At 56.1% G+C, this 20204-nt stretch carries 18 protein-coding genes and 1 tRNA gene; 14 read left to right on the top strand and 5 right to left on the bottom strand.

Annotated features, from left to right (window positions below; translation table 11 throughout):
• Positions 1-3: 3 nt before the first annotated feature.
• From MJ923_RS12855 to MJ923_RS12840, 4 genes are all read left to right on the top strand, one after another.
• Complete coding sequence (locus tag MJ923_RS12855) at positions 4-363, top strand: heavy metal-binding domain-containing protein (protein WP_240591441.1); 360 nt, start codon at positions 4-6, stop codon at positions 361-363.
• Between the two features lie 103 nt (positions 364-466).
• Positions 467-1972: an efflux RND transporter periplasmic adaptor subunit gene (locus MJ923_RS12850; RefSeq protein WP_476748701.1), complete on the top strand. Its 1506-nt coding sequence runs from the start codon at positions 467-469 to the stop codon at positions 1970-1972.
• Between the two features lie 10 nt (positions 1973-1982).
• Positions 1983-5135, top strand: a complete 3153-nt coding sequence (locus tag MJ923_RS12845) for an efflux RND transporter permease subunit (protein ID WP_240591439.1) — start codon at positions 1983-1985, stop codon at positions 5133-5135.
• Positions 5136-5262: 127 nt separating this feature from the next.
• The gene (locus MJ923_RS12840; protein ID WP_240591438.1) at positions 5263-6234 is read left to right on the top strand and encodes a ribonuclease T2 family protein; all 972 of its coding nucleotides are present in this window, start codon (positions 5263-5265) and stop codon (positions 6232-6234) included.
• Here the strand turns inward: MJ923_RS12840 and MJ923_RS12835 are convergent, their stop codons facing one another.
• On the bottom strand, positions 6235-7011 hold the full coding sequence (locus MJ923_RS12835) for a VOC family protein (RefSeq protein WP_240591437.1): 777 nt from the start codon (positions 7009-7011) through the stop codon (positions 6235-6237). It abuts the gene before it with no gap.
• 99 nt (positions 7012-7110) lie between these two features.
• On the opposite strand from MJ923_RS12835, the gene MJ923_RS12830 reads away from it, so the two are divergent.
• Positions 7111-7536 (top strand): globin family protein, encoded by a 426-nt coding sequence (locus MJ923_RS12830; RefSeq protein WP_240591436.1) that lies wholly within the window; start codon positions 7111-7113, stop codon positions 7534-7536.
• A 19-nt stretch (positions 7537-7555) separates the two neighbouring features.
• Here MJ923_RS12830 and MJ923_RS12825 read toward each other — a convergent pair.
• The 3 genes from MJ923_RS12825 to plsB form a co-directional block, all read right to left on the bottom strand.
• Positions 7556-7629 (bottom strand) — tRNA-Gly (locus tag MJ923_RS12825).
• Positions 7630-7725: 96 nt separating this feature from the next.
• Positions 7726-8982, bottom strand: coding sequence for a tryptophan permease (gene mtr, locus MJ923_RS12820; RefSeq protein WP_240591435.1), 1257 nt, complete (start codon positions 8980-8982; stop codon positions 7726-7728).
• Positions 8982-11402 carry a glycerol-3-phosphate 1-O-acyltransferase PlsB gene (plsB, locus tag MJ923_RS12815; RefSeq protein WP_240591434.1) on the bottom strand — a complete coding sequence of 807 codons (2421 nt, stop codon included), beginning with the start codon at positions 11400-11402 and terminating at the stop codon, positions 8982-8984. The genes mtr and plsB overlap by 1 nt, the downstream gene beginning before the upstream one ends.
• A gap of 152 nt (positions 11403-11554) precedes the next feature.
• On the opposite strand from plsB, the gene lexA reads away from it, so the two are divergent.
• From lexA to MJ923_RS12785, 6 genes are all read left to right on the top strand, one after another.
• Entirely contained in the window at positions 11555-12178 is a 624-nt protein-coding gene (gene lexA, locus MJ923_RS12810) for a transcriptional repressor LexA (RefSeq protein ID WP_126168656.1), read from the top strand.
• Positions 12175-12681, top strand: a complete 507-nt coding sequence (locus MJ923_RS12805; protein ID WP_240591433.1) for a cell division inhibitor SulA — start codon at positions 12175-12177, stop codon at positions 12679-12681. Before lexA ends, MJ923_RS12805 begins: the two co-directional genes overlap by 4 nt.
• A 387-nt stretch (positions 12682-13068) precedes the next feature.
• Positions 13069-14634 carry a cytochrome c oxidase subunit II gene (coxB, locus tag MJ923_RS12800; RefSeq protein ID WP_240591432.1) on the top strand — a complete coding sequence of 522 codons (1566 nt, stop codon included), beginning with the start codon at positions 13069-13071 and terminating at the stop codon, positions 14632-14634.
• Positions 14635-14644: 10 nt separating this feature from the next.
• The gene (gene ctaD / locus MJ923_RS12795) at positions 14645-16240 is read left to right on the top strand and encodes a cytochrome c oxidase subunit I (RefSeq protein ID WP_126168659.1); all 1596 of its coding nucleotides are present in this window, start codon (positions 14645-14647) and stop codon (positions 16238-16240) included.
• A complete protein-coding gene (locus MJ923_RS12790) occupies positions 16241-16807 on the top strand; it encodes a cytochrome c oxidase assembly protein (protein ID WP_240591431.1) in 567 nt (188 codons plus the stop codon).
• Positions 16804-17679, top strand: a complete 876-nt coding sequence (locus MJ923_RS12785; protein WP_126168661.1) for a cytochrome c oxidase subunit 3 — start codon at positions 16804-16806, stop codon at positions 17677-17679. The genes MJ923_RS12790 and MJ923_RS12785 overlap by 4 nt, the downstream gene beginning before the upstream one ends.
• Position 17680: 1 nt before the next feature.
• Here the strand turns inward: MJ923_RS12785 and MJ923_RS12780 are convergent, their stop codons facing one another.
• Positions 17681-17893 (bottom strand): DUF2909 family protein, encoded by a 213-nt coding sequence (locus MJ923_RS12780; protein ID WP_126168662.1) that lies wholly within the window; start codon positions 17891-17893, stop codon positions 17681-17683.
• On the opposite strand from MJ923_RS12780, the gene MJ923_RS12775 reads away from it, so the two are divergent.
• From MJ923_RS12775 to MJ923_RS12765, 3 genes are read left to right on the top strand one after another with little or no spacing between them, the layout of a single operon-like run.
• On the top strand, positions 17892-18647 hold the full coding sequence (locus tag MJ923_RS12775) for an SURF1 family protein (protein WP_240591430.1): 756 nt from the start codon (positions 17892-17894) through the stop codon (positions 18645-18647). The two genes, MJ923_RS12780 and MJ923_RS12775, sit on opposite strands and share 2 nt — an antisense overlap.
• Before the next feature lie 18 nt (positions 18648-18665).
• The gene (locus MJ923_RS12770; RefSeq protein ID WP_240591429.1) at positions 18666-19208 is read left to right on the top strand and encodes a hypothetical protein; all 543 of its coding nucleotides are present in this window, start codon (positions 18666-18668) and stop codon (positions 19206-19208) included.
• Positions 19208-20191 (top strand): COX15/CtaA family protein, encoded by a 984-nt coding sequence (locus MJ923_RS12765; protein ID WP_240591428.1) that lies wholly within the window; start codon positions 19208-19210, stop codon positions 20189-20191. Before MJ923_RS12770 ends, MJ923_RS12765 begins: the two co-directional genes overlap by 1 nt.
• Positions 20192-20204: the final 13 nt, after the last annotated feature.

The following is a 20204-nucleotide window of genomic DNA, read 5'->3' as shown; positions in this document are numbered from 1 at the left end:
TGTATGAAAACACTGATAGGCCTGTTTATGGCCGCCCTTCTGTCTGTCTCTGTGTCAGTCAGCGCTCAGGCTACGCCAGCCCACGAGCACCATAGCCATCAGGCTGTGGCAGCCGAAGCCAGCGCCAGCCATGCCTGCCCCATGCATCCTGAAGTTACCGGCAAGGCCGGCGACAGCTGCCCCAAGTGCGGCATGGATCTTGAGGCCAAACACACCCATAAATGCCCCATGCATCCCCAGGTAACCGGGGTTGCCGGTGACTCCTGCCCCGACTGCGGTATGGATCTTGAGCCCGACGGTGCAGCCCAGGGTGAGCATTGCGCCAACTGCCCGAAAAAAACCATGAACCACAAGCATCACTGACAGGCCAAGGGTGGAAATGAGGTTGACTATGAACACGAAAAAGCAAAAAAGCGCCTTACTGCTCCTTGGCGCCAGCCTGGCCTTTGGCCCTGGCATGCCAGCCATGGTGCTGGCCAAAGATCATCAACAGCACCAAGCGGCTCAAACCAATGAGGCGGCAATTTACCACTGCCCGATGCATCCCGAGGTGGAAAGCCACGAGCCCGGTCGTTGCCCCAAGTGCAAAATGTTTCTGGTGCCGGGCGCCGGCGCATCGTCCTCATCCGGCGAACAACAGGCCGCGGTACAAAAAAACTATACCTGCCCCATGCATCCCGAGGTGGAAAGTCATGAGCCCGGCCGTTGCCCCAAATGCAACATGTTCCTGGTAGAAAAAGAAGAGGAAGAGGAAGCCGAGCCTCAGGCAGAACAAAAGCCAGCAGAAGATCACAGCGCACATCAGGCCGCACAAAAAGACATTTTCGCCAAACCCGCTGCCAGCCCTATGGAAGGCGGCAAGGTTAAGTATGTTTGCCCGATGCACGCCCATATCATCAGCGATGAGCCCGGCACTTGCCCCATCTGCGGTATGGATCTCGAGAAAGTCGAGATGGGCAGCAGCCAGGAAGTGCAGGTGGATGTGTCCGGCAACATGCAGCAGGCGCTGGCATTGCGTGTTGCCAAAGCCGAGCGCGGCACCCTGTGGCGCTTTGTCTCCACTGTTGGGCAGATTGGTTACGATGAGAGCCAAATCCTGCATATCCACGCCCGGGTCAACGGCTGGATAGAGAAGCTGCAGGTCAGCGCCGTGGGCGACAAGGTCACCAAGGGTCAGCTGTTATATGAAATCTACTCCCCGGATCTGGTTAATGCTCAGGACGACTACCTGCTGGCGCTGGACACCTTAAAGAAATCCGGCGATGCCGAGCGTTATCAGGAACTGGTGCGCAAGGCGGGACTGCGTCTGGAACTGCTCGGCATGAACGAAGCTCAGGTCAAGGCGCTGGCAAAATCGCGCAAGACCCAGTACCGGGTACCCTTCTACGCCCGTGAGTCCGGGGTCATCACCACGTTGAACGTACGGGACGGCATGTATATCCAGCCGATGACCGAAGTGATGGCGCTGGCCGACATCAGCAAAGTGTGGGTGATTGCCGACGTGTTTGAGAACGAACAAAGCTGGCTGAAGGTCGGTCAGGGCGCCGAAGTGGCCGTGCCTGCCATGGGCATCAGCGCGATTCAGGGCAGCATCGATTACATCTACCCCGAACTCGACCCTGTGACCCGCAGTCTGCGGGTGCGGGTGGTGCTGACCAACAACGACAAAGAGCTCAGACCCAACACCCTCGCCAAGGTGAAACTGTACGGCGGCCCCAAGCGCAATGTGTTGTCCATTCCCCAGGAAGCCCTGATCCAAACCGGCAGCCAAAACCGGGTGATAGTGCGTAACTCAGACAACAGCTTCGTGGCCAAAGAAGTGGGCGTGGGCATGTTGTCGCAGGGCAAGGCAGAAATTCTGTCTGGCCTCGACGATGGCGATCTGGTGGTGACCTCAGGTCAGTTCCTGCTCGACTCCGAAGCCAGCCTCAAGGGCAGTTTGATGCGCCTTGGCAGCGGCCATCAGCACTAGGAGACAGGCCATGTTGGATTACATCATCAAGTCCTCTATCCGCCAGCGATTCATGGTGTTGATAGTGGCGTTCATGGTCACCCTCTGGGGTGTGAATGAGCTGAAAAAGACGCCGCTGGATGCCTTGCCTGACTTATCGGACGTGCAGGTGATCATCAAAACCAGCTACCCGGGTCAGGCGCCCAAGCTGGTGGAAGAACAGGTCACCTATCCGCTGTCCACCGCTATGTTGGCGGTGCCCGGCGCCAAAACCGTACGTGGTTTCTCCATGTTCGGCGACTCTTATGTGTACGTGATTTTTGAAGACGGCACCGACATCTACTGGGCCCGCTCCCGGGTACTTGAGTACTTAAGCCAGGTGCGAACCCGCCTGCCCACCGGGGTTGAGCCGTCACTGGGGCCCGATGCCTCCGGTGTAGGTTGGGTGTACGAGTATGCCCTGGTCGACAGGAGTGGCAGCCTGGACTTATCGCAGCTCAAGAGCCTGCAGGATTGGTACCTCAAGCTGGAACTGCAAAGCGTGGCCGGGGTGTCCGAAGTTGCCACTGTGGGCGGCATGGAGCAGACCTATCAAATAGTGCTGGAGCCGGACAAACTCGCCATCTATAAGCTGGATATTGCCACCATCAAAAATGCCATCACCCGCGCCAACGGCGAGGCTGGCGGCAGCGTGGTGGAAATGGCCGAAGCCGAATACATGGTGCGGGCCAAGGGCTACCGCCAGACGCTGGATGACTTTCGCGAAATTCCGCTTGGGGTGACCACCAGTGCCGGTACGCCGCTGCTGCTCAAAGACGTGGCCACCATCCGCAAGGGGCCTGCGTCCCGCCGCGGCATTGCCGAACTCGACGGTGAAGGCGAAGTGGTGGGCGGCATTATCGTGATGCGCTACGGCGAAAACGCCCTGGCCACCATTGAGGCAGTAAAAGCCAAGCTGGAGGAGCTCAAGGGCGGACTGCCCAAAGGAGTGGAGATAGTGCCCACCTACGACCGCTCTCAGCTGATTGAAAACTCAGTCGATAACCTCTTCTCCAAGGTGGTGGAAGAGATGCTGGTGGTGGGGCTGGTGTGTCTGGTGTTTCTGCTGCACGCCCGCTCAACTCTGGTGGCGGTGTTCACCCTGCCGCTGTCGATTCTTATCGCCTTTATCGTGATGAATCACATGGGCATTAACGCTAACATCATGAGTCTGGGCGGTATCGCCATCGCCATTGGCGCCGTGGTGGACGGTGCCATTGTGATGATTGAAAACCTGCACAAGCATCTGGAACACTTCCGCGCCAAGCACAACCGTGCCCCCACCACCCGCGAGCACTGGGAGGTGGTTACCGAGGCCTCGCTCGAAGTGGGGCCGGCGCTGTTTTTCTCGCTGCTTATCATTACCTTGAGCTTTATTCCCGTGTTTGCACTTGAGGCCCAGGAAGGCCGATTGTTTGCGCCGCTGGCCTACACCAAAACCTTCGCCATGGCGGCTGCATCCGTGCTGGCCATCACCCTGGTGCCGGTACTGATGGGCTACTTTATTCGCGGCAAAATCCCCTCGGAAGAAGCCAACCCCATCAGCCGCTTTTTGATTGCCCTCTACAAACCTGCACTTAACAAGGTGCTGGATTTTCCCAAGCTCACACTGGCAGTAGCGTTAATTGCACTGCTCAGTGTCTGGTATCCCATGAGCCGTATGGGCAGCGAATTTATGCCGGAGCTTGAAGAAGGTGACCTGCTGTATATGCCAACTGCCCTGCCCGGCATCAGCGCTGGCAAAGCGGCTGAAGTGCTGCAGCAGACCGACCGGCTGATAAAAACCGTGCCCGAAGTGGCCCGGGTGTTTGGCAAAATCGGCCGCGCCGAAACCGCCACCGACCCGGCGCCGCTAACCATGCTGGAAACCACCATCATGCTCAAACCGAGGGATGAGTGGCGCGAAGGCATGACGTTGGATGGCATCGTCGAGCAGCTGCAACAAACTGTGCGGGTGCCCGGCCTGACCAATGCCTGGGTGCAACCCATCAAGACCCGTATCGACATGCTCTCCACCGGTATCAAAACCCCGGTGGGCATCAAGATCACCGGCGCCGATGTGGATGAGCTGCAAAGTATTGGTGCCAATGTGGAAGCCATTCTGGCCAAACTGCCCAACACCCGCTCGGCCTATGCCGAACGCGTGGGTGGTGGCCGTTACATAGATATCAGCCCCAAGCTGGACGTGGCCTCGCGCTACGGCATGACCCTGACCGACATTCAGGACGTGGTGCGCTACGCCGTGGGCGGCATGAATATAGGTGAATCGGTTCAGGGCGCCGAGCGCTACCCGATAAACCTGCGTTATCCACGGGAGCTGCGGGACAACATTGAAAAACTGCGCGATCTGCCGGTGATCACCAAGTCGGGCCATTATCTGCCACTGGGGAACCTTGCCGACATCCAAATCAGCGATGGCCCGCCAATGCTCAAGAGCGAGAACGGCCGACTGATCTCCTGGGTGTTTGTGGATATCAAGGGCACCTCCATCGGCCAATATATTGAGTCGGCCAAGCAGGTGCTAGAGCAGGAGCTGACTCTGCCGCCGCGGTACAGCTACAGCTTCGCCGGTCAGTATGAGTACATGCAACGGGTCGATGCCAAGCTCAAGCAGGTGGTTCCGCTGGCCATAGGCATTATCTTCATTCTGCTGATGCTCACCTTTGGCTCGGGCAAACAGGCCAGCATGATCATGTTGAGTCTGCCCTTTGCGCTGGTGGGCAGCACCTGGCTTTTGTACCTACTGGACTACAACATGTCGGTGGCGGTGGCTGTGGGCATGATTGCACTGGCCGGTGTGGCTGCGGAATTTGGGGTGGTGATGCTGGTGTACCTCAACAATGCCATCAAACAAAAACAAACCCTTGGCCAACTGCAGCAGGAAGCCGACCTGCGTGCAGCCCTGATTGAAGGCGCCGTGATGCGTATTCGCCCCAAGGCAATGACAGTGGCGACCATCTTCTTTGGTCTCTTGCCGATCATGTGGGGCGCAGGTTCCGGCAACGATGTGATGCAGAAGATTGCTGCCCCCATGGTCGGCGGCATGGTCACGGCGCCACTGCTGTCGCTGTTTGTTTTGCCCGCCCTTTATTTGCTGGTATATCGGCGCATGCCGTTCGGCAAAAAAGGTGGCGATAACACTTAAGCATGGGATGGTCAGCCCTAAGGGCAAGGCCATACCCTCCTAAAGTCTAGTTATTGATCTGTAAGGCTTCCTCTTCGGAGGAAGCCTGATAAACTGGTGACATTTTGTGGTTATGGGTTTATCAAACATGTCCCTGTTGCGGCGCCTTATCCCGCTCATTGCCTTAAGTCTTGTTGCGTCGGCAAAGGCCGATACCTTTGTTGCTGACCAAAACTGCCCCCTGTATCAGTCCAAAAACAAACTCACCAACCCTGGGGAAGTGATGACAGTCCCTGGGCAGCACTACTCCGTATTGGAAGTATTGGGTAACCCCAATCGCCCTGATTGGGTGCGTCTGGAAACGGCCGCTCTCACCTCGCCGGCGCGTTGGGTGAATGGACGCTGCGGTAAAATTGAGCAGCAGGGAACAAGCGCCGACAGCGGCCGTTGTGATGTGGCAGGCGAGCAGGACAGCCATATTCTGGCCTTGAGCTGGCAGGGTGCATTTTGCGAACTTTACGGCAAGGGCAAACGTGAGTGTCATGCGCTGGAAGGCAACCCCGACGATGCCCGCTGGCAGGCACTTACCCTGCACGGCCTGTGGCCCAACAAAGCCAGTTGCGGTACCGACTATGGTTTCTGCGGCTCGGTACACCAAAAAGCACGCGGATTTTGTAATTATCCGGCCATTGCTTTGAACAAAGAGGCGGAAACTGCCCTGGCGGGCGTGATGCCGTCAGCTGAGTTTTCCACCTGTCTGGATCGTCACCAATGGTGGAAACACGGCAGCTGTCAGACCATGGATGCCAGCGATTACTTTATCGAGGCCGCCAGGCTGACCCGACTGGTGAACGAGAGCCGCATGGCCAAGGCACTGGCCCAGAGCAGTGGCAAGATGCAAACCACCGCCAATTTACGCAAGTTGTTTACCGAGGAGTTTGGTAAGCACAGCGGCAAGCGAGTGAGCTTTCATTGCAGCCGCGGCCTGCTGACCGAGGTGCGTCTGAGCCTGCCGGACAGGCTCGACAGTTCGATTGAAATCAAACACCTGATGGCCCGCAGCGGCCCCGACCTCAGAGACAGCTGCCCGGCCAGTTTTCTGGTGGACAAGCCAGGCTGATCAGGAGCCTCTCAGGGCAATCACTGAGAATATCCCACCGTCAGGGTCGTTAAGCACTGCAAAACGCCCCACCCCGGGGATATCCGTTGGCGGCACACATACCCTGCCGCCAAGGGCTTCGACCCGGGCTGCATGCTCGTCGCAGTCCAACACCTGAAAATACAGCATCCAGTGGGGTGGCATCTCACCCCACTCGGCGGTCATTTCCAACATGCCGCCGTGGGCTTCCCCCGACACCAACCATTCACAGTAACGCATCTCGCTGTTGCTGCTTTCGCGGCAATCCCAGCCAAAGACTTCACAATAAAATTGATGGGCTCTGGCAGGGTTGCGACTGGCCAGTTCAACCCAGCACAGGGCGCCGGGCTCGTGGCGGCGTTTAGCCCCTATGTGCAGCTTGCACTCCCATACGGCAAACCTGGCACCCTCGGGGTCGGCCAGCTGCGCCATACGACCGGCATGGCCTATGTCATGGGGCCCCATCACCAAAGTACCACCGGCCTCCAGCACCCTGGCGATGGTGGTGTCGACGTTATCGGTGGCAAAGTAGATGCCCCACTGGGTTTTGAGATTATCGACGGCTACATCGGGCACCTGATAGATGGCGCCCAGGTCGTCACCATCGAGGGTAAACATGGAAAAGGCGCTGCCGGGCAAGGCCATGTCGGCCATATCCCAGCCAAACAGGGCGTGATAAAAGCGTTTGGCACCCTGCCAGTCGTGGGTGGCCAACTCGCTCCAACAGGGCTGACCGGGAATATATTCAGTGACCCTCATGATGACGATTGCCTCCTGACTGGTGGGTGGAATTCAAGTTAAGTCGTCAGCTGAAATTTTGTCTATGCTTAAGGGGACATTTTCATGGAAGGACTCACGATGTCTTTGACTGAACAGCAAATTAAGTTAATCCGCCAATCATTCGACTTGGTCAGGCCCATTTCTGACGATGCTGCAGCGCTGTTTTACCGCAACCTGTTTGAAATTGACCCTACTCTGAGGCCCCTGTTCAAAGACGATATTCGCAGTCAGGGACGCAAACTGATGGCCATGTTGGATGCCGCGGTGAAAGGGCTGGAACGACCGGATACCCTGGTGCCGGTGCTTGAAGATCTCGCCAGACGCCATATCAAATACGGCGTAAAAACCACGCACTTTTCCCCGGTGGGCAATGCGCTGCTTTACACACTCGCCGAAGGGTTGGGTGACAAGTTCACCCCAGATATCAAGGCGGCCTGGATTGCGGTGCTGCATCTGGTGTCGGATGTGATGAAAGCCGAGATGAATCGTCAGATAAGCCACTGAGGCGAAAAAGATGGGAATATGGAGCGGGTGAAGGGAATCGAACCCTCGTATGCAGCTTGGGAAGCTGCCGTTCTACCATTGAACTACACCCGCCGAACATGGATACAAATTACTGAATTCCATGCCTTTGTCAAGAGAGCCAGCACGCACCACGCGCCGCCTGGACGCATGATGCACTGCTGTTTTCGATTATCTGTAAATAGGCAGTAGCTCGGCCATCGCCAACAAATGGCACGCCGCAGTCAGCACCCCAAACGCGATCACCAGATAAATCACCAGATTGCCGCCAGGCACCACAAAGCCCTGATAGTCAGGCTCGCGGCTACGCAGCTTAAAGGCCATCATCCCGGGCACCAACAAGGTCCACACAGTGGCTGCCAGCGCCGCAAAACCGATGGCAATCAAGAAACCATTGGGGAACAGAATGCCAAGTAGGGTCGGTGGCAGGAAGGTCATGGCCGCGGTTTTCAGTCTGCCGGTACGGGTATCGGCAAAGCCAAACAGGTCGGCCAGGTAGTCAAACAGCCCCAGCGTCACCCCAAGGAATGAAGACGCCACAGCCAGATTGGCAAACAGGGTCAGCATTTTGCCAAGCCATTCGCTGGCCATCACGCCAGAGAGCGCCGACACCAGCACCCCCATATTGCCACCCTGGGCGATGATATCGCTGAATTGGCTGCGCGGCAGATTGCCCATGGCGGCCAGCAGCCAGCACACGTAAATCACCAATGCAATAAAGGTACCAATCACAATGGCTTTGATGATAACCGACGGCTGCTTGCCGTAGTATTTCACCAGCGAAGGCACGTTACCGTGATAGCCAAAGCTGGCCAGACCAAAGGGGATGGCCGCCCACAGGAAGGGCGAAAAACGCTGCTCACCGTCGGGTGAAAACAGCTTGAGGGTATCGACCTCAATCAGCAGATTGCCCACGGCGAGGAAGAAGGTGATCACCATACCGCCCAGCATGATGGTGGTAATACGGTCCACCGCGCGGGTACTTATCATCACCACCAGAGCCAGCACCAGCGCAAATACCAGTCCGGCAATGCTTTGGGGCAAGCTGATCCCTAAGCCTTCCAGGCTGTGGTTGACGATCGAGCCGCCGCCACTGATATAGGCGTAGGTGAGAATGTAGAGAACAAAGGCGATGGACAGGCCATTCACAATCCGGCCAAAGCGCCCGAGGGTGTCACGGGTCAGGGTATCGAAGCTGGCGCCGGGCTCGTATCTTAAGTTGGTTTCCAGCAGCAACAAGCCAGACAGCAACATACACAGCCAAATGCCGCCCATCAACACCAGAGACCATCCAAACCACATGCCTGCGCCCACTACCGGCAGCGAAAACATCCCGGCACCGACAGTGGTACCGGCGATGATCATGGCACCGCCAAGCAAGGACGGCGCCTTGGCCTTATGACGGGCCGCATTCATGTGGTTTGCCATCAGTCGCGCTCCTGGGTGACGGTATCGATAATGGTTTGACGTACCGAGCCACGCAGCAGCCCATTGACGTGATCGCGGATCTTACGGGCCTTGTTACGATCAGCTTTATCAGACAGATAGCCAAGGTCCTTCAACTTACTCGACAGCAACGCATACAGCTTCTTGTCGTAAAACTCCGGCGCAGTCACACCATGAATGGAGCCAAGACGGCTGGCAAGCCGATGGCTGTGATGCTCAAGGTCAGAACGCTCCATATCCGGTGATTCGGCCAGCAGGTTAAAGATCACTGCATAGCGCTTGAGGGTCTCAGAGACCACGCCAGCAAGCAGCAATAACTGCGCAATGCGGTCGTCTACCAGCGCAAGCTCGCTGTCACCCTGGATAAGGCCCTCGGCAACAAAGGCATCCACCAGCGCGTCTACATAGGCTGGCAGATCCTGAATGCCCATAAACAGCTCAGCCTTGAGCAGTGGATAACATTCGGCCACCATTTCATGCAGGTCGGCACGGGATATCCGCTCATGACGCACCATAATGGTGGCAAGCAGCGACGGGATCACAAATAAATGGATGATATTGTTTCGATAATAAGTCATTGAAATGGCTTGGCCATCTTCAATGGAAATGATGGAACCCAGCTCATCACGGGTTTCCACCAACTTGTTCAGTTCAAGGCCGCGCTCAACCAAATCTTTACCACTGCCCTCAGTCACCGAGGCATAGCCGGTGTAAGGCACTGTTTTCAACAGGTTCAGGTAGAGGTCAATCTGCCGCTCAAGCTGACCGCGCTCCAGCGCATTTTGCTCAGATGCCAGCAGTACCATGCTCGAGAGGGTGACCGAACTCGCGGCGGCGGCGTTGTTGATACGGGTCATCACCCGATTGGCCAAGGAGTTTACCACAGGGGTGAGCCAGCTCGGCTTCTGCTCAGGATCTTCGCTAACCTGCTCGCGCCAATCGGGCACCTTCTCGGAGAGGAAGTTTTGCAGGGTTATAGGCTCACCGAAGTTCACATAACCACGGCCGAAGTTGCCAAGCTTACGGATGGCCCCAAACACCTGCCACACCGATTCTTTCTCTTTTTTCTTACCCGACAGTTCCTTGTGATAAGTCGCCACTTCCATCACATGGTCGTAGCCAAGGTACACGGGCACCAGAGTCACCGGGCGTTCAATACCACGAATCACAGAGGAAAGCGTCATCGCCAGCATACCCGTCTTGGGAGCCAACAGACGACCGGTTCGGGAGCGGCCACCTTCGGTGAAGTACTCCACCGAATAGCCTTTGGCAAACAGCTGATCCAGATACTCTCGGAACACCGCGGTATAGAGCTTGTTACCGTTGAAACTGCGACGGATGAAGAAGGCGCCACCACGACGGAACATGGGACCGGCAGGCCAGAAGTTCAGGTTGATACCCGCCGCAATATGGGGCGGCACCATGCCTTCGTAATACAGGATGTAAGACAGCAGCAAATAGTCCATGTGCGAGCGGTGACAAGGCACGTAGACAATTTCATGTCCATCGTGGTGCAGCTGACGAATTTGCTCGGCACCCTTGATGCTGATGCCTTTATAGAGCTTGTTCCAAAGCCAGGTAAGGAAACGCTCGGCTATACGCACCAGGCTGTCGGAGTAATCTGCCGCGATTTCATCCAGATATTCAATGGCAGTCTCGCGGGCCTTTTCTTCGGAAATCTTTTTGCTGGCCGCCTCTTCGGCAATGGCCTTCTTGAGATTATCGGACTTGAGCAGGGCATGGAACATCGCCTGACGATTCGGCAGCACAGGGCCTGTCATCACTTTACGTTGGCGGCGGAAATGCACCCGCGCCACCCGTGCCAATTTGTGGGCAATACGCTTATCGGTGCCGTGTTCATCGGCCATGCTGCGCAGCGACACTGCGCGGGAGAACTGCACAAAGTTGTGGCGCCCTAAAAACAGAATCATCAAACACTTACGCAGCCAGGTTGGATCTTCACGCTCCAGCACAGCAGCACGCATGCTGTCGTCTTCTTTGCCTGGGGTGCGGCCCCAATACAGGCTTACCGGCACCAGTTGAATATCGAGATCCTTTTGCTGACGATGCAACGCCAGCAATTGCAAGAAGGTCTGCAGGAAAGGCTCGTTGCTTTCGCGCTTGCCAAACAGCGGCTTACTGCCTTCGAGACAAACGATTCTGGGAGTTTCCACGCCGTCGAGTTTCAACGGCTCGTAAGGGCTGGGCAGCCCCATTTTGCCAGTGATTTCATTGAGGGCGGCGATGTCGCTCACCGACTCAGTTTTCATCACATAAACCAAAGGTCTGGCGGGATCCAGATTCAAATCGGCAAAGGGGTCCTGCGGCACCACAATGGTGTGCACCAGATGCTTCTGGATCCAACGCAGAGACTTAAACCAAATAGAGTCGTGTGCTGACATGCTGTTTTCTTGGGACCTGGCTTCTATCAATAGCGGCATAGAATATCAGACAGCCATATCCCTTCGCCAATAATCTGAAAAATGGTTAATACTTGCACTGATCAAAATACTGTATATACTAACAGTAACTGTATAGAAAAACAGGAACACCCATGAGACCGCTGACGCCGCGCCAGGCCGAGATCCTGGACCTGATCAAACGCAATATCGCCGAAACCGGCATGCCCCCAACCCGGGCCGAAATTGCCACCCGGCTTGGCTTTAAAAGTGCCAATGCCGCCGAAGAACACCTCAAAGCGTTGGCCAAAAAAGGCTGCATTGAGATTATGCCCGGCACCTCCCGTGGTATTCGTCTCGCCGGTGACGAGCTGGAAGATCAGCCCGATCCGGGTCTGCCACTTATCGGTCAGGTGGCTGCGGGTGAACCCATTCTGGCGCAGGAACATGTCGAACAGTATTACCAGGTCGACCCCAATATGTTCCGCCCGCAGGCCGATTTTCTGCTGCGGGTTCGCGGCGACAGTATGAAAGACATAGGTATTCTCGATGGCGACCTGTTGGCCGTGCACAAAATGGATCAGGCCCGTAATGGCCAGGTTGTTGTGGCACGGGTTGAAGATGATGTCACCGTGAAGCGGTTCGAGAAGAAAGGCAATGTGGTTTATCTGCATGCCGAAAACGAAGATTTTGCCCCCATTGAAGTGGATCTGACCCATCAAAGCCTCGCCATTGAAGGGCTGGCAGTTGGGGTTATCCGCAACGGAGACTGGCTATGAACAAACTCCTTGGCAACGCACCGCGCCATCCCGGCCTGTGGACAGATGTCCCAGCAAGCAGCGCTATGGGTCCGGCTCAGGTGCTCACCCGCTCAACCTGTTCCATGGGGCGTGATGAATTAGCCAACCTGGCACCGGAACTGGCTCGCCTGAGCCTGGAAGGTCGCTGGATTGTACTTATCAGCCCGCCGAACATTGGCCTTAAAGCCATGCTGGCTCAGGCTGGTGTTCGTATGGACAGAGTATTGCTGGTGCATGCCAAGGACGAAGTTGAAACTCTTTGGGCGATGGAAAAAGCCCTGACCAATGGCACTTCAAGCGCGGTACTGTGCTGGACCAATGCACTGGAAGCCAGAGACAAGCGCCGCCTTGAACTGGTTGCCCGAAATGCCGTTGCCCTCGGCGTGATTTTTGAAAATGTAAATACTCACTCTCATGCCAACAACTTGCCAGGAAGAACCGAGCCAAACACCATACTCAGGCACCCGGCCCAATTCCACTAATCACAGCTTCATCCCCTTCAGCCCCGTTTTCGGGGCTTTTTTTCGATAATTTTTTCAGATAATTAGAAAAGAAAGTGATCTTGATCAATATTTAAACTGCAAGTAATGTAGTTCAGGCTAACAACGATTCGTTTGTTATATCTGGCGATTATGTCGTCGCAGTATCTGAGGCTTGCGCCATGGGTAATGCGGATCTGACCGATATATTCAGCTGTAGGTGCAAGTGTGGTTAAGAGAGCTGTAAATACCTAATCAACAATCAAACCGCCAATGCACTTTGAAGTCATCGTTGCTTTTTGTGGGAACTGAAGAGTTTGCATAGAGCAGAGACTTACTGTGTGACTTTTCTTTGTAGTTGCTTGATGCAATTGACAGAGGAGATGTCTTGTGAAGCATTGGTTGTATTGTATCGCGGCGGCTTTATTGGCCCCGCCAATCCTTGCGGCTGACATGCCGCTAAACATGACGCAGGGCGTAACGGAGATCAGTGGCAAGGTTTATGGCCTGCACATGACCATCCTGTACATCTGCTGCGCCATAGGTGTGGTGGTTTTTGGCGCCATGATTTACGCCATGATTAACCACCGCAAATCCAAGGGCGCCGTCGCCGCCCAATTCCATGAAAGTACCAAAGTAGAAATAGCCTGGACCCTGGTACCCTTTCTGATCCTGGTTGGCATGGCCATTCCGGCCACCAAAACCTTGATTGCCATGGAAGATCCTTCCAATGCTGAGCTGACCATCAAAGTCACAGGTTCCCAATGGAAATGGCGCTACGATTACTTCGACCATGACTTCGGTTTCTACAGCATTCTTGCTACTCCCCGCGCGCAAATTGAAGGTGCTGAAGCCAAGGGCGAGCATTACCTGCTGGAAGTCGACAATCCTCTGGTACTGCCCACCAATCGTAAAGTCCGTTTTCTGATGACTTCCGACGATGTTATCCACTCTTGGTGGGTTCCCGCCTTCGCCGTGAAAAAGGATGCCAATCCGGGCTTTATCAATGAAGCCTGGACCCGGGTAGACAAACCCGGCATTTACCGTGGCCAGTGCGCCGAGCTTTGCGGCAAAGACCATGGCTTTATGCCCATTGTGGTGCAGGTACTGGCTGAAGATGAGTTTGATGCCTGGGTAGAAACCCAGAAGCAGAAAGCCAGCGCACAGGCTGCAGAAGCTGCCGCTGCACTCAATCAAACCCTGTCCATGGACGAGTTAATGGCCCAGGGCGAAAAAGTCTATCTGGCTTCATGCGCCGCCTGTCACCAGCCCAATGGCGCAGGCTTGCCCGGGGTCTTCCCGGCCTTGAAAGGCAGCGCAATCGCCACAGGCGCGATAGCCAATCACCTTGAGATAGTGATTAACGGCAAGTCCGGCACCGCCATGCAAGCCTTTGGTAAGCAGCTTTCTGCCACCGATATCGCAGCCGTGGTGACCTATGAGCGTAATGCCTGGGGTAACAATACCGGTGACACAGTGCAAGCGGCCGACGTAAATGGCCACAGCCCTGATGGTGCAGCCAGCGCAGCCCCCTCAAGCTCTGAGCCTGCCATGAATACGGCGCCAGCTGCCACTGAGCCATCTGCCGGCAGCGAAACTTCGCCTACAGCAGTGGTTGCAGACGAACCCGCGTCCAACGAGCCACTGTCGATGGATGAGCTGATGGCCCGTGGCGAAAAGGTGTATATGACCGCCTGCGTCGCCTGCCACCAGCCCAATGGTGCCGGTTTGCCTGGTGCCTTCCCCGCCCTGAAGGGCAGTCCCATTGCCACAGGTCCCGTTGCCGACCACCTGGATATCGTTATCAAGGGTAAGGCAGGTACCGCAATGCAAGCCTTCGGCGCCCAGCTGTCGGCACAGGACATCGCCGCCGTGGTGACTTATGAACGCAATGCCTGGGGCAACAGCACCGGCGATGCGGTTCAGGCCACCGACGTCAACAATCATGGAAAGTAGGGGAACGCTAATGACTACCACGACCCACGATACCCATCAGGGCGTCCATGACGAACACCATCATGGCCCTGCCAAGGGCATAATGCGTTGGATTTTAACCACCAACCACAAGGACATAGGCACCCTTTACCTCTGGTTCAGTTTCATCATGTTCCTCACCGGTGGCGCCATGGCGATGGTGATCCGGGCGGAATTGTTTCAGCCCGGCCTGCAACTGGTTGAACCCAACTTTTTTAACCAGATGACCACGGTACACGGTCTTATCATGGTGTTCGGTGCAGTAATGCCCGCCTTTACCGGCTTGGCTAACTGGCTGATCCCCATGATGATTGGCGCTCCGGACATGGCTCTGCCCCGAATGAACAACTGGAGCTTTTGGATCCTGCCATTCGCGTTCCTGATCCTGCTCAGTTCATTGTTTATGGAAGGCGGCGCCCCCAACTTCGGCTGGACCTTCTACGCCCCCCTGTCCACCACCTACAGTCCTGACAGTACTGCGCTGTTTGTGTTTTCGGTACACATCATGGGGATAAGCTCCATCATGGGTGCCATCAACGTGATTGTGACCATTGTGAACCTGCGGGCCCCCGGCATGACCTGGATGAAGCTGCCGTTGTTCGTCTGGACCTGGCTTATCACCGCCTTCCTGCTGATTGCTGTGATGCCGGTACTGGCTGGCACTGTGACCATGGTGCTCACCGACAAGTACTTTGGCACCAGCTTCTTTAACGCAGCCGGTGGCGGCGACCCTGTCATGTTCCAGCATATCTTCTGGTTCTTCGGTCACCCCGAGGTGTACATCATGATCCTGCCATCGTTCGGGATCATTTCGGCCATTGTGCCCGCGTTCAGCCGCAAACCGCTGTTTGGCTATGCCTCTATGGTATACGCCACCGCCAGCATCGCGATTCTGTCGTTCCTGGTGTGGGCGCACCATATGTTTACCACCGGCATGCCGGTATTCGCCGAACTCTTCTTTATGTACTGCACCATGATGATTGCGGTGCCCACAGGCGTGAAGGTGTTTAACTGGGTGGCCACCATGTGGCGCGGCTCTATCACCTTCGAAACCCCAATGCTGTTTGCCATCGCCTTTATCATACTGTTCACCATCGGTGGCTTCTCGGGGTTGATGCTGGCGATTACTCCAGTTGACTTCCAGTACCACGACACCTACTTCGTGGTGGCCCACTTCCACTACGTGCTGGTGTCCGGCGCCATCTTCTCGATTATGGCCGCCGCCTACTACTGGCTGCCGAAATGGACCGGCAATATGTACGACGAGAAACTGGGCAGACTGCACTTTTGGTGCTCAGTGATTTCGGTGAACGTGCTCTTCTTCCCCATGCACTTCCTGGGGCTGGCAGGTATGCCACGACGCATCCCCGATTACGCCATCCAGTTCGCCGATGTGAACCAGATAGTTTCCATCGGCGGCTTTGCCTTTGGTCTGTCGCAGCTGATTTTCCTCGCGGTGGTAATCAAGTGTATTCGCGGTGGTGAGAAAGCACCTGCCAAGCCATGGGAAGGTGCCGAAGGCCTTGAGTGGACGCTGCCAAGCCCAGCGCCTTATCACTCGTTCAGCACACCTCCCGAGGTGAAGTAAATGACTACCGGTCGGGTATCAAACCGCAAACTCATTCTGGGGCTCGCCCTTGGATGTGTGGCCATGTTCGGCTTTGGTTTTGCTCTGGTGCCGCTTTACGACGTGCTGTGCGAGAAGCTCGGCATCAATGGCAAAACCAGCTCAGAAGCCGCCAGCTACAGCGAAATCCGCGTGGATGAGACCCGTACCGTTGAAGTGGAGTTTATGGCGCAGGTGCAGCCCGGCATGCCCTGGGAATTTGGTCCGGCAGTTAAGCGCATGCAGGTACATCCGGGGGAGCTGGTACGCACCGAATTTCATGCCACCAATAACTCAGGCAATCGCATCGTGGGGCAAGCCATCCCCTCGGTGTCACCGGGTCAGGGGGCCGCTTACTTCAACAAGACCGAATGCTTTTGCTTTAACCAACAGGTATTGGCAGGTCAGGACAGCACATCGCTGCCGCTGATCTTCTTTGTGGATCCCGACCTGCCTGAGTCCATAGGGACATTGACCCTCTCTTACACCCTGTATGACATCACCGACAAGAGTCTGGCCGGTGCCATACAGGCAGGAGCAGCAAAATGACAAGCAAGCCTCAAAACTATTATGTGCCCAGCCAAAGCGGCTGGCCCATCGTCGGAGCCATCGGCCTATTCCTGATTGCCTTTGGTGCCGGCAATTATGTCCATCAACTTAAATCGGGCGGCAGCGGCGGCGGATATATCCTGCTGCTGGGGATTGCCGTGATCCTGTTTATGATGGTGGGCTGGTTTCGAAACGTGATTGACGAGTCCATGTCCGGACTCTATTCAGGGCAGATGGATCGCTCGTTCCGTCAGGGGATGAGTTGGTTTATTTTCTCAGAAGTCATGTTCTTTGCCGCCTTTTTCGGGGCACTCTTTTATGCCCGCATGGTGGCGGTGCCCTGGCTTGGCGGCGCCTCTAACAACGCCATGACCCACGAAGTGCTGTGGCCTACCTTTGAGGCCGTGTGGCCGCTGGAAACCACCCCCGGCGGCACCCAAACCCAGGCCATGGGTTGGACCGGGCTGCCACTCATCAACACCATTCTGCTGCTCACATCCTCTTTTACTCTGCACTTTGCCCATGTCTCGCTGGAGAAAGGTAAGCGCACCGCACTGACACTGTGGCTGGGGCTCACCATTCTGCTGGGTCTGAGCTTCCTGACATTGCAGGCAGAAGAGTACATCCATGCCTACACCGAAATGGGGCTGACACTGGCCTCCGGGGTTTATGGCAACACCTTCTTTTTGCTCACCGGCTTCCACGGCATGCACGTAACCCTGGGCACCATCTTCCTGTTGGTACTGTTTTTCAGGGTTCTCAAAGGGCATTTCAGTGCCGACAACCACTTCGCCTTCCAGGCGGGGAGCTGGTACTGGCACTTTGTCGATGTGGTGTGGCTGTGTTTGTTTGTATTCGTGTACGTGCTGTAACTCAGTAAGGCCGGGGGTGGGGCGCTATCCACCCCATGGCCAGCGCAATCAGTAATAACAGTACCACCAGGCCGGAAAGTGCCACCCGGCGGCCGAGAAAGCGGCTCATGGGCACAGAGTTGTCGCCCTTGACCATGATGTAAAGCGCTCTGCCGAGATTGAAAATAATGAAAAGCAGCAGCAAAACCAGCACAGACTTGAAGAGCGTGACCATGGATTCTCCGGTGGGGCGACCGGCGCTGGCCGGCAAGTTGCTGATACTTTTCACTCTGGGACTCTTTGTGGTGCTCGTCAAGTTGGGATTCTGGCAACTGTCGCGGGCAGAGGAAAAACAGCAGCTGTTGGCGGCACAGGAAGCACGCTTTCAGGCAACCCCGCTGACCATGCATAACCTTGTGCAAACGCCACTGCAGCAAGCGCAAGGGGCCAGAATGGAAGTCACGGGTACCTTGATGGCAACGCCCACATTGCTGCTGGATAACCAGGTGATGGACGGCAAGGTGGGTTACCTGGCTTATCGACTGCTGCAGGTACCGGGTTACAAGGCTTTGCTGCCGGTGGAGCTTGGATTTATCGCTGCAGGCAACGACAGGCGGATATTACCGCAGCTTTCCGCTGAAGCCGTGCAACTGACACTGCATGGCAGACTGTATCAGCGTCAGGCCAATCCCATGAGTCACGGGCTTGGCGCCGAAGCCGGAGAGCCTATGCGGATACAGGCACTGGATATCAATGCGCTGTCGGTGCAGCTGGGTAAGCCACTGCTGAACATCTGCCTGCAACCGGACACCATGCCCGGACTGCCGCTGCCACGTCGCTGGATGCCGATCAGCATGCCGGTTGAAAAACACCTTGGTTATGCCGCTCAGTGGTTTTCTCTGGCCGGCGCCTTATTAGTACTGACACTGCTGTATTGGATAAGAACACGGAAGAAGAGCAACACATCTTCAGGGATTGAAACTCAATAATGTAAAGAGGAGAGAAGCATGAACTCCCCAACCTCAGGTGCGCGTCCCCTACTACTGCTGGTAGCAGCCTTTGCCCTTCCGGTGGTGCTGGCAAAGCTGGTGCTGAGCCAACACTGGTACTCCGAGGGCGTGACCAATAAAGGTCTGCTGTTTGCAAGCCCCACCAGCTATCAAAGCCTTGGTGCCGCCAACCCGCTGCCACAGCGCTGGCAAATCCTTTATCGCCTGCCCGAACAGTGCGACGCCAGCTGCGAAGACCGTCTGTACCTTATCAAACAAAGCTACACCGCCCTTGGCGCCGAGCGGGGCCGGGTCACTCCTGTGGTACTTCTCAGCGGCGGTGCCAACAAAGCTGTGCTTGATGACGATTTCTTTGTTACCGCCACCCTGCCCAGCGAACTTGAACCACTTTTAAGCGACCAGACTCTGATCTTGGTTGACCCCATGGGCACCCTGGTAATGAGCTATCCCAAAGTGGACGGCCGCGAAGCCAATATCACTCAGGGCAAGGCGATGCTGGCCGACCTGCGTAAGCTGCTCAAACTGTCGAGGGTTGGCTGATGGCATTGAAAACACTGCTTAAACTCACTCTGGTGTTTACCCTGATGGTGATCATCATGGGTGCCTATACTCGGCTGTCTGATGCGGGACTTGGCTGCCCTGACTGGCCAGGGTGCTACGGCCATATCAAGGTGCCCACAGCCGACCACGAACTTGCCAGGGTGGAGACTCACTTCCCCGGCCACACGGTGGAGCCGGACAAAGCCTGGCTAGAGATGATCCACCGCTATATTGCCAGTGGGCTTGGAGTGCTGGTCATCATCATTTTGGTCAGTTGTCTGAAAAGCCGCGAAGCACCGCGCAAACTGCCGGTGTTTATCTTCCTGCTGATCCTGTTTCAGGGCGCGCTCGGCGCCTGGACCGTGACCATGAAACTTATGCCGGTAGTAGTGATGTCGCACCTGCTGGGCGGCTTTACCTTGCTGTCACTGCTGACGCTGCTGTATCTCAGAACCAGCGGCTTTCGGATCCCCGGCGGTGACAGCCCCATGCGGGCATACCGTACTTTGGCGCTGACCTGTCTGGCTGTGCTGGTCGCGCAAATTCTGCTGGGAGGCTGGACCTCCTCCAACTATGCGGCGCTGGCCTGCACCGAGCTGCCTTTCTGTGAAGGAGATTGGAGTCAAAACCTGCGCCTTGCGGATGCATTTTCACCGTTTCAGGGTACCCACCCCAGCTTCGAGTTTGGCGTGCTCGATTACCATGCCCGCATGACCATCCATGTTGCCCACCGCTTTGGTGCCATGATCACCGCAGGTTTGGTGGGCTTACTGGCGATCCGACTGCTGCGCCGTGCCAACAGCAGCGCGCTGCGCTCTGCCGGCGGCGTGTTGCTTTTACTACTGGCGCTGCAAGTGGCGCTGGGGATTTCCAATGTGGTTCTGGGGCTGCCACTGGCGGTGGCCGTTGCTCACAATCTGGGGGCGGCACTCCTGCTGGTCACCCTGGTGTTCATTAACTACGCCCTGTGGCGCAAAGTCTGACAAGACAAGGAGT

The organism is Shewanella zhuhaiensis, assembly GCF_022484835.1.
GTDB lineage: Bacteria > Pseudomonadota > Gammaproteobacteria > Enterobacterales > Shewanellaceae > Shewanella > Shewanella khirikhana.
The sequence above is the reverse complement of the archived record's forward strand: the minus strand, read 5'-3'. Positions and strand labels throughout refer to the sequence as shown.

What these genes read in the sequence shown, in the direction of transcription:
- MJ923_RS12855 (WP_240591441.1), top strand. Translation starts at nt 4, where the DNA reads ATGAAAACACTGATAGGCCTGTTTATGGCCGCCCTTCTGTCTGTCTCT.
- MJ923_RS12850 (WP_476748701.1), top strand. Translation starts at nt 467, where the DNA reads ATGGTGCTGGCCAAAGATCATCAACAGCACCAAGCGGCTCAAACCAAT.
- MJ923_RS12845 (WP_240591439.1), top strand. Translation starts at nt 1,983, where the DNA reads ATGTTGGATTACATCATCAAGTCCTCTATCCGCCAGCGATTCATGGTG.
- MJ923_RS12840 (WP_240591438.1), top strand. Translation starts at nt 5,263, where the DNA reads ATGTCCCTGTTGCGGCGCCTTATCCCGCTCATTGCCTTAAGTCTTGTT.
- MJ923_RS12835 (WP_240591437.1), bottom strand. Translation starts at nt 7,011, where the DNA reads ATGAGGGTCACTGAATATATTCCCGGTCAGCCCTGTTGGAGCGAGTTG.
- MJ923_RS12830 (WP_240591436.1), top strand. Translation starts at nt 7,111, where the DNA reads ATGTCTTTGACTGAACAGCAAATTAAGTTAATCCGCCAATCATTCGAC.
- mtr (WP_240591435.1), bottom strand. Translation starts at nt 8,982, where the DNA reads ATGGCAAACCACATGAATGCGGCCCGTCATAAGGCCAAGGCGCCGTCC.
- plsB (WP_240591434.1), bottom strand. Translation starts at nt 11,402, where the DNA reads ATGTCAGCACACGACTCTATTTGGTTTAAGTCTCTGCGTTGGATCCAG.
- lexA (WP_126168656.1), top strand. Translation starts at nt 11,555, where the DNA reads ATGAGACCGCTGACGCCGCGCCAGGCCGAGATCCTGGACCTGATCAAA.
- MJ923_RS12805 (WP_240591433.1), top strand. Translation starts at nt 12,175, where the DNA reads ATGAACAAACTCCTTGGCAACGCACCGCGCCATCCCGGCCTGTGGACA.
- ctaD (WP_126168659.1), top strand. Translation starts at nt 14,645, where the DNA reads ATGACTACCACGACCCACGATACCCATCAGGGCGTCCATGACGAACAC.
- MJ923_RS12790 (WP_240591431.1), top strand. Translation starts at nt 16,241, where the DNA reads ATGACTACCGGTCGGGTATCAAACCGCAAACTCATTCTGGGGCTCGCC.
- MJ923_RS12785 (WP_126168661.1), top strand. Translation starts at nt 16,804, where the DNA reads ATGACAAGCAAGCCTCAAAACTATTATGTGCCCAGCCAAAGCGGCTGG.
- MJ923_RS12775 (WP_240591430.1), top strand. Translation starts at nt 17,892, where the DNA reads ATGGATTCTCCGGTGGGGCGACCGGCGCTGGCCGGCAAGTTGCTGATA.
- MJ923_RS12780 (WP_126168662.1), bottom strand. Translation starts at nt 17,893, where the DNA reads ATGGTCACGCTCTTCAAGTCTGTGCTGGTTTTGCTGCTGCTTTTCATT.
- MJ923_RS12770 (WP_240591429.1), top strand. Translation starts at nt 18,666, where the DNA reads ATGAACTCCCCAACCTCAGGTGCGCGTCCCCTACTACTGCTGGTAGCA.
- MJ923_RS12765 (WP_240591428.1), top strand. Translation starts at nt 19,208, where the DNA reads ATGGCATTGAAAACACTGCTTAAACTCACTCTGGTGTTTACCCTGATG.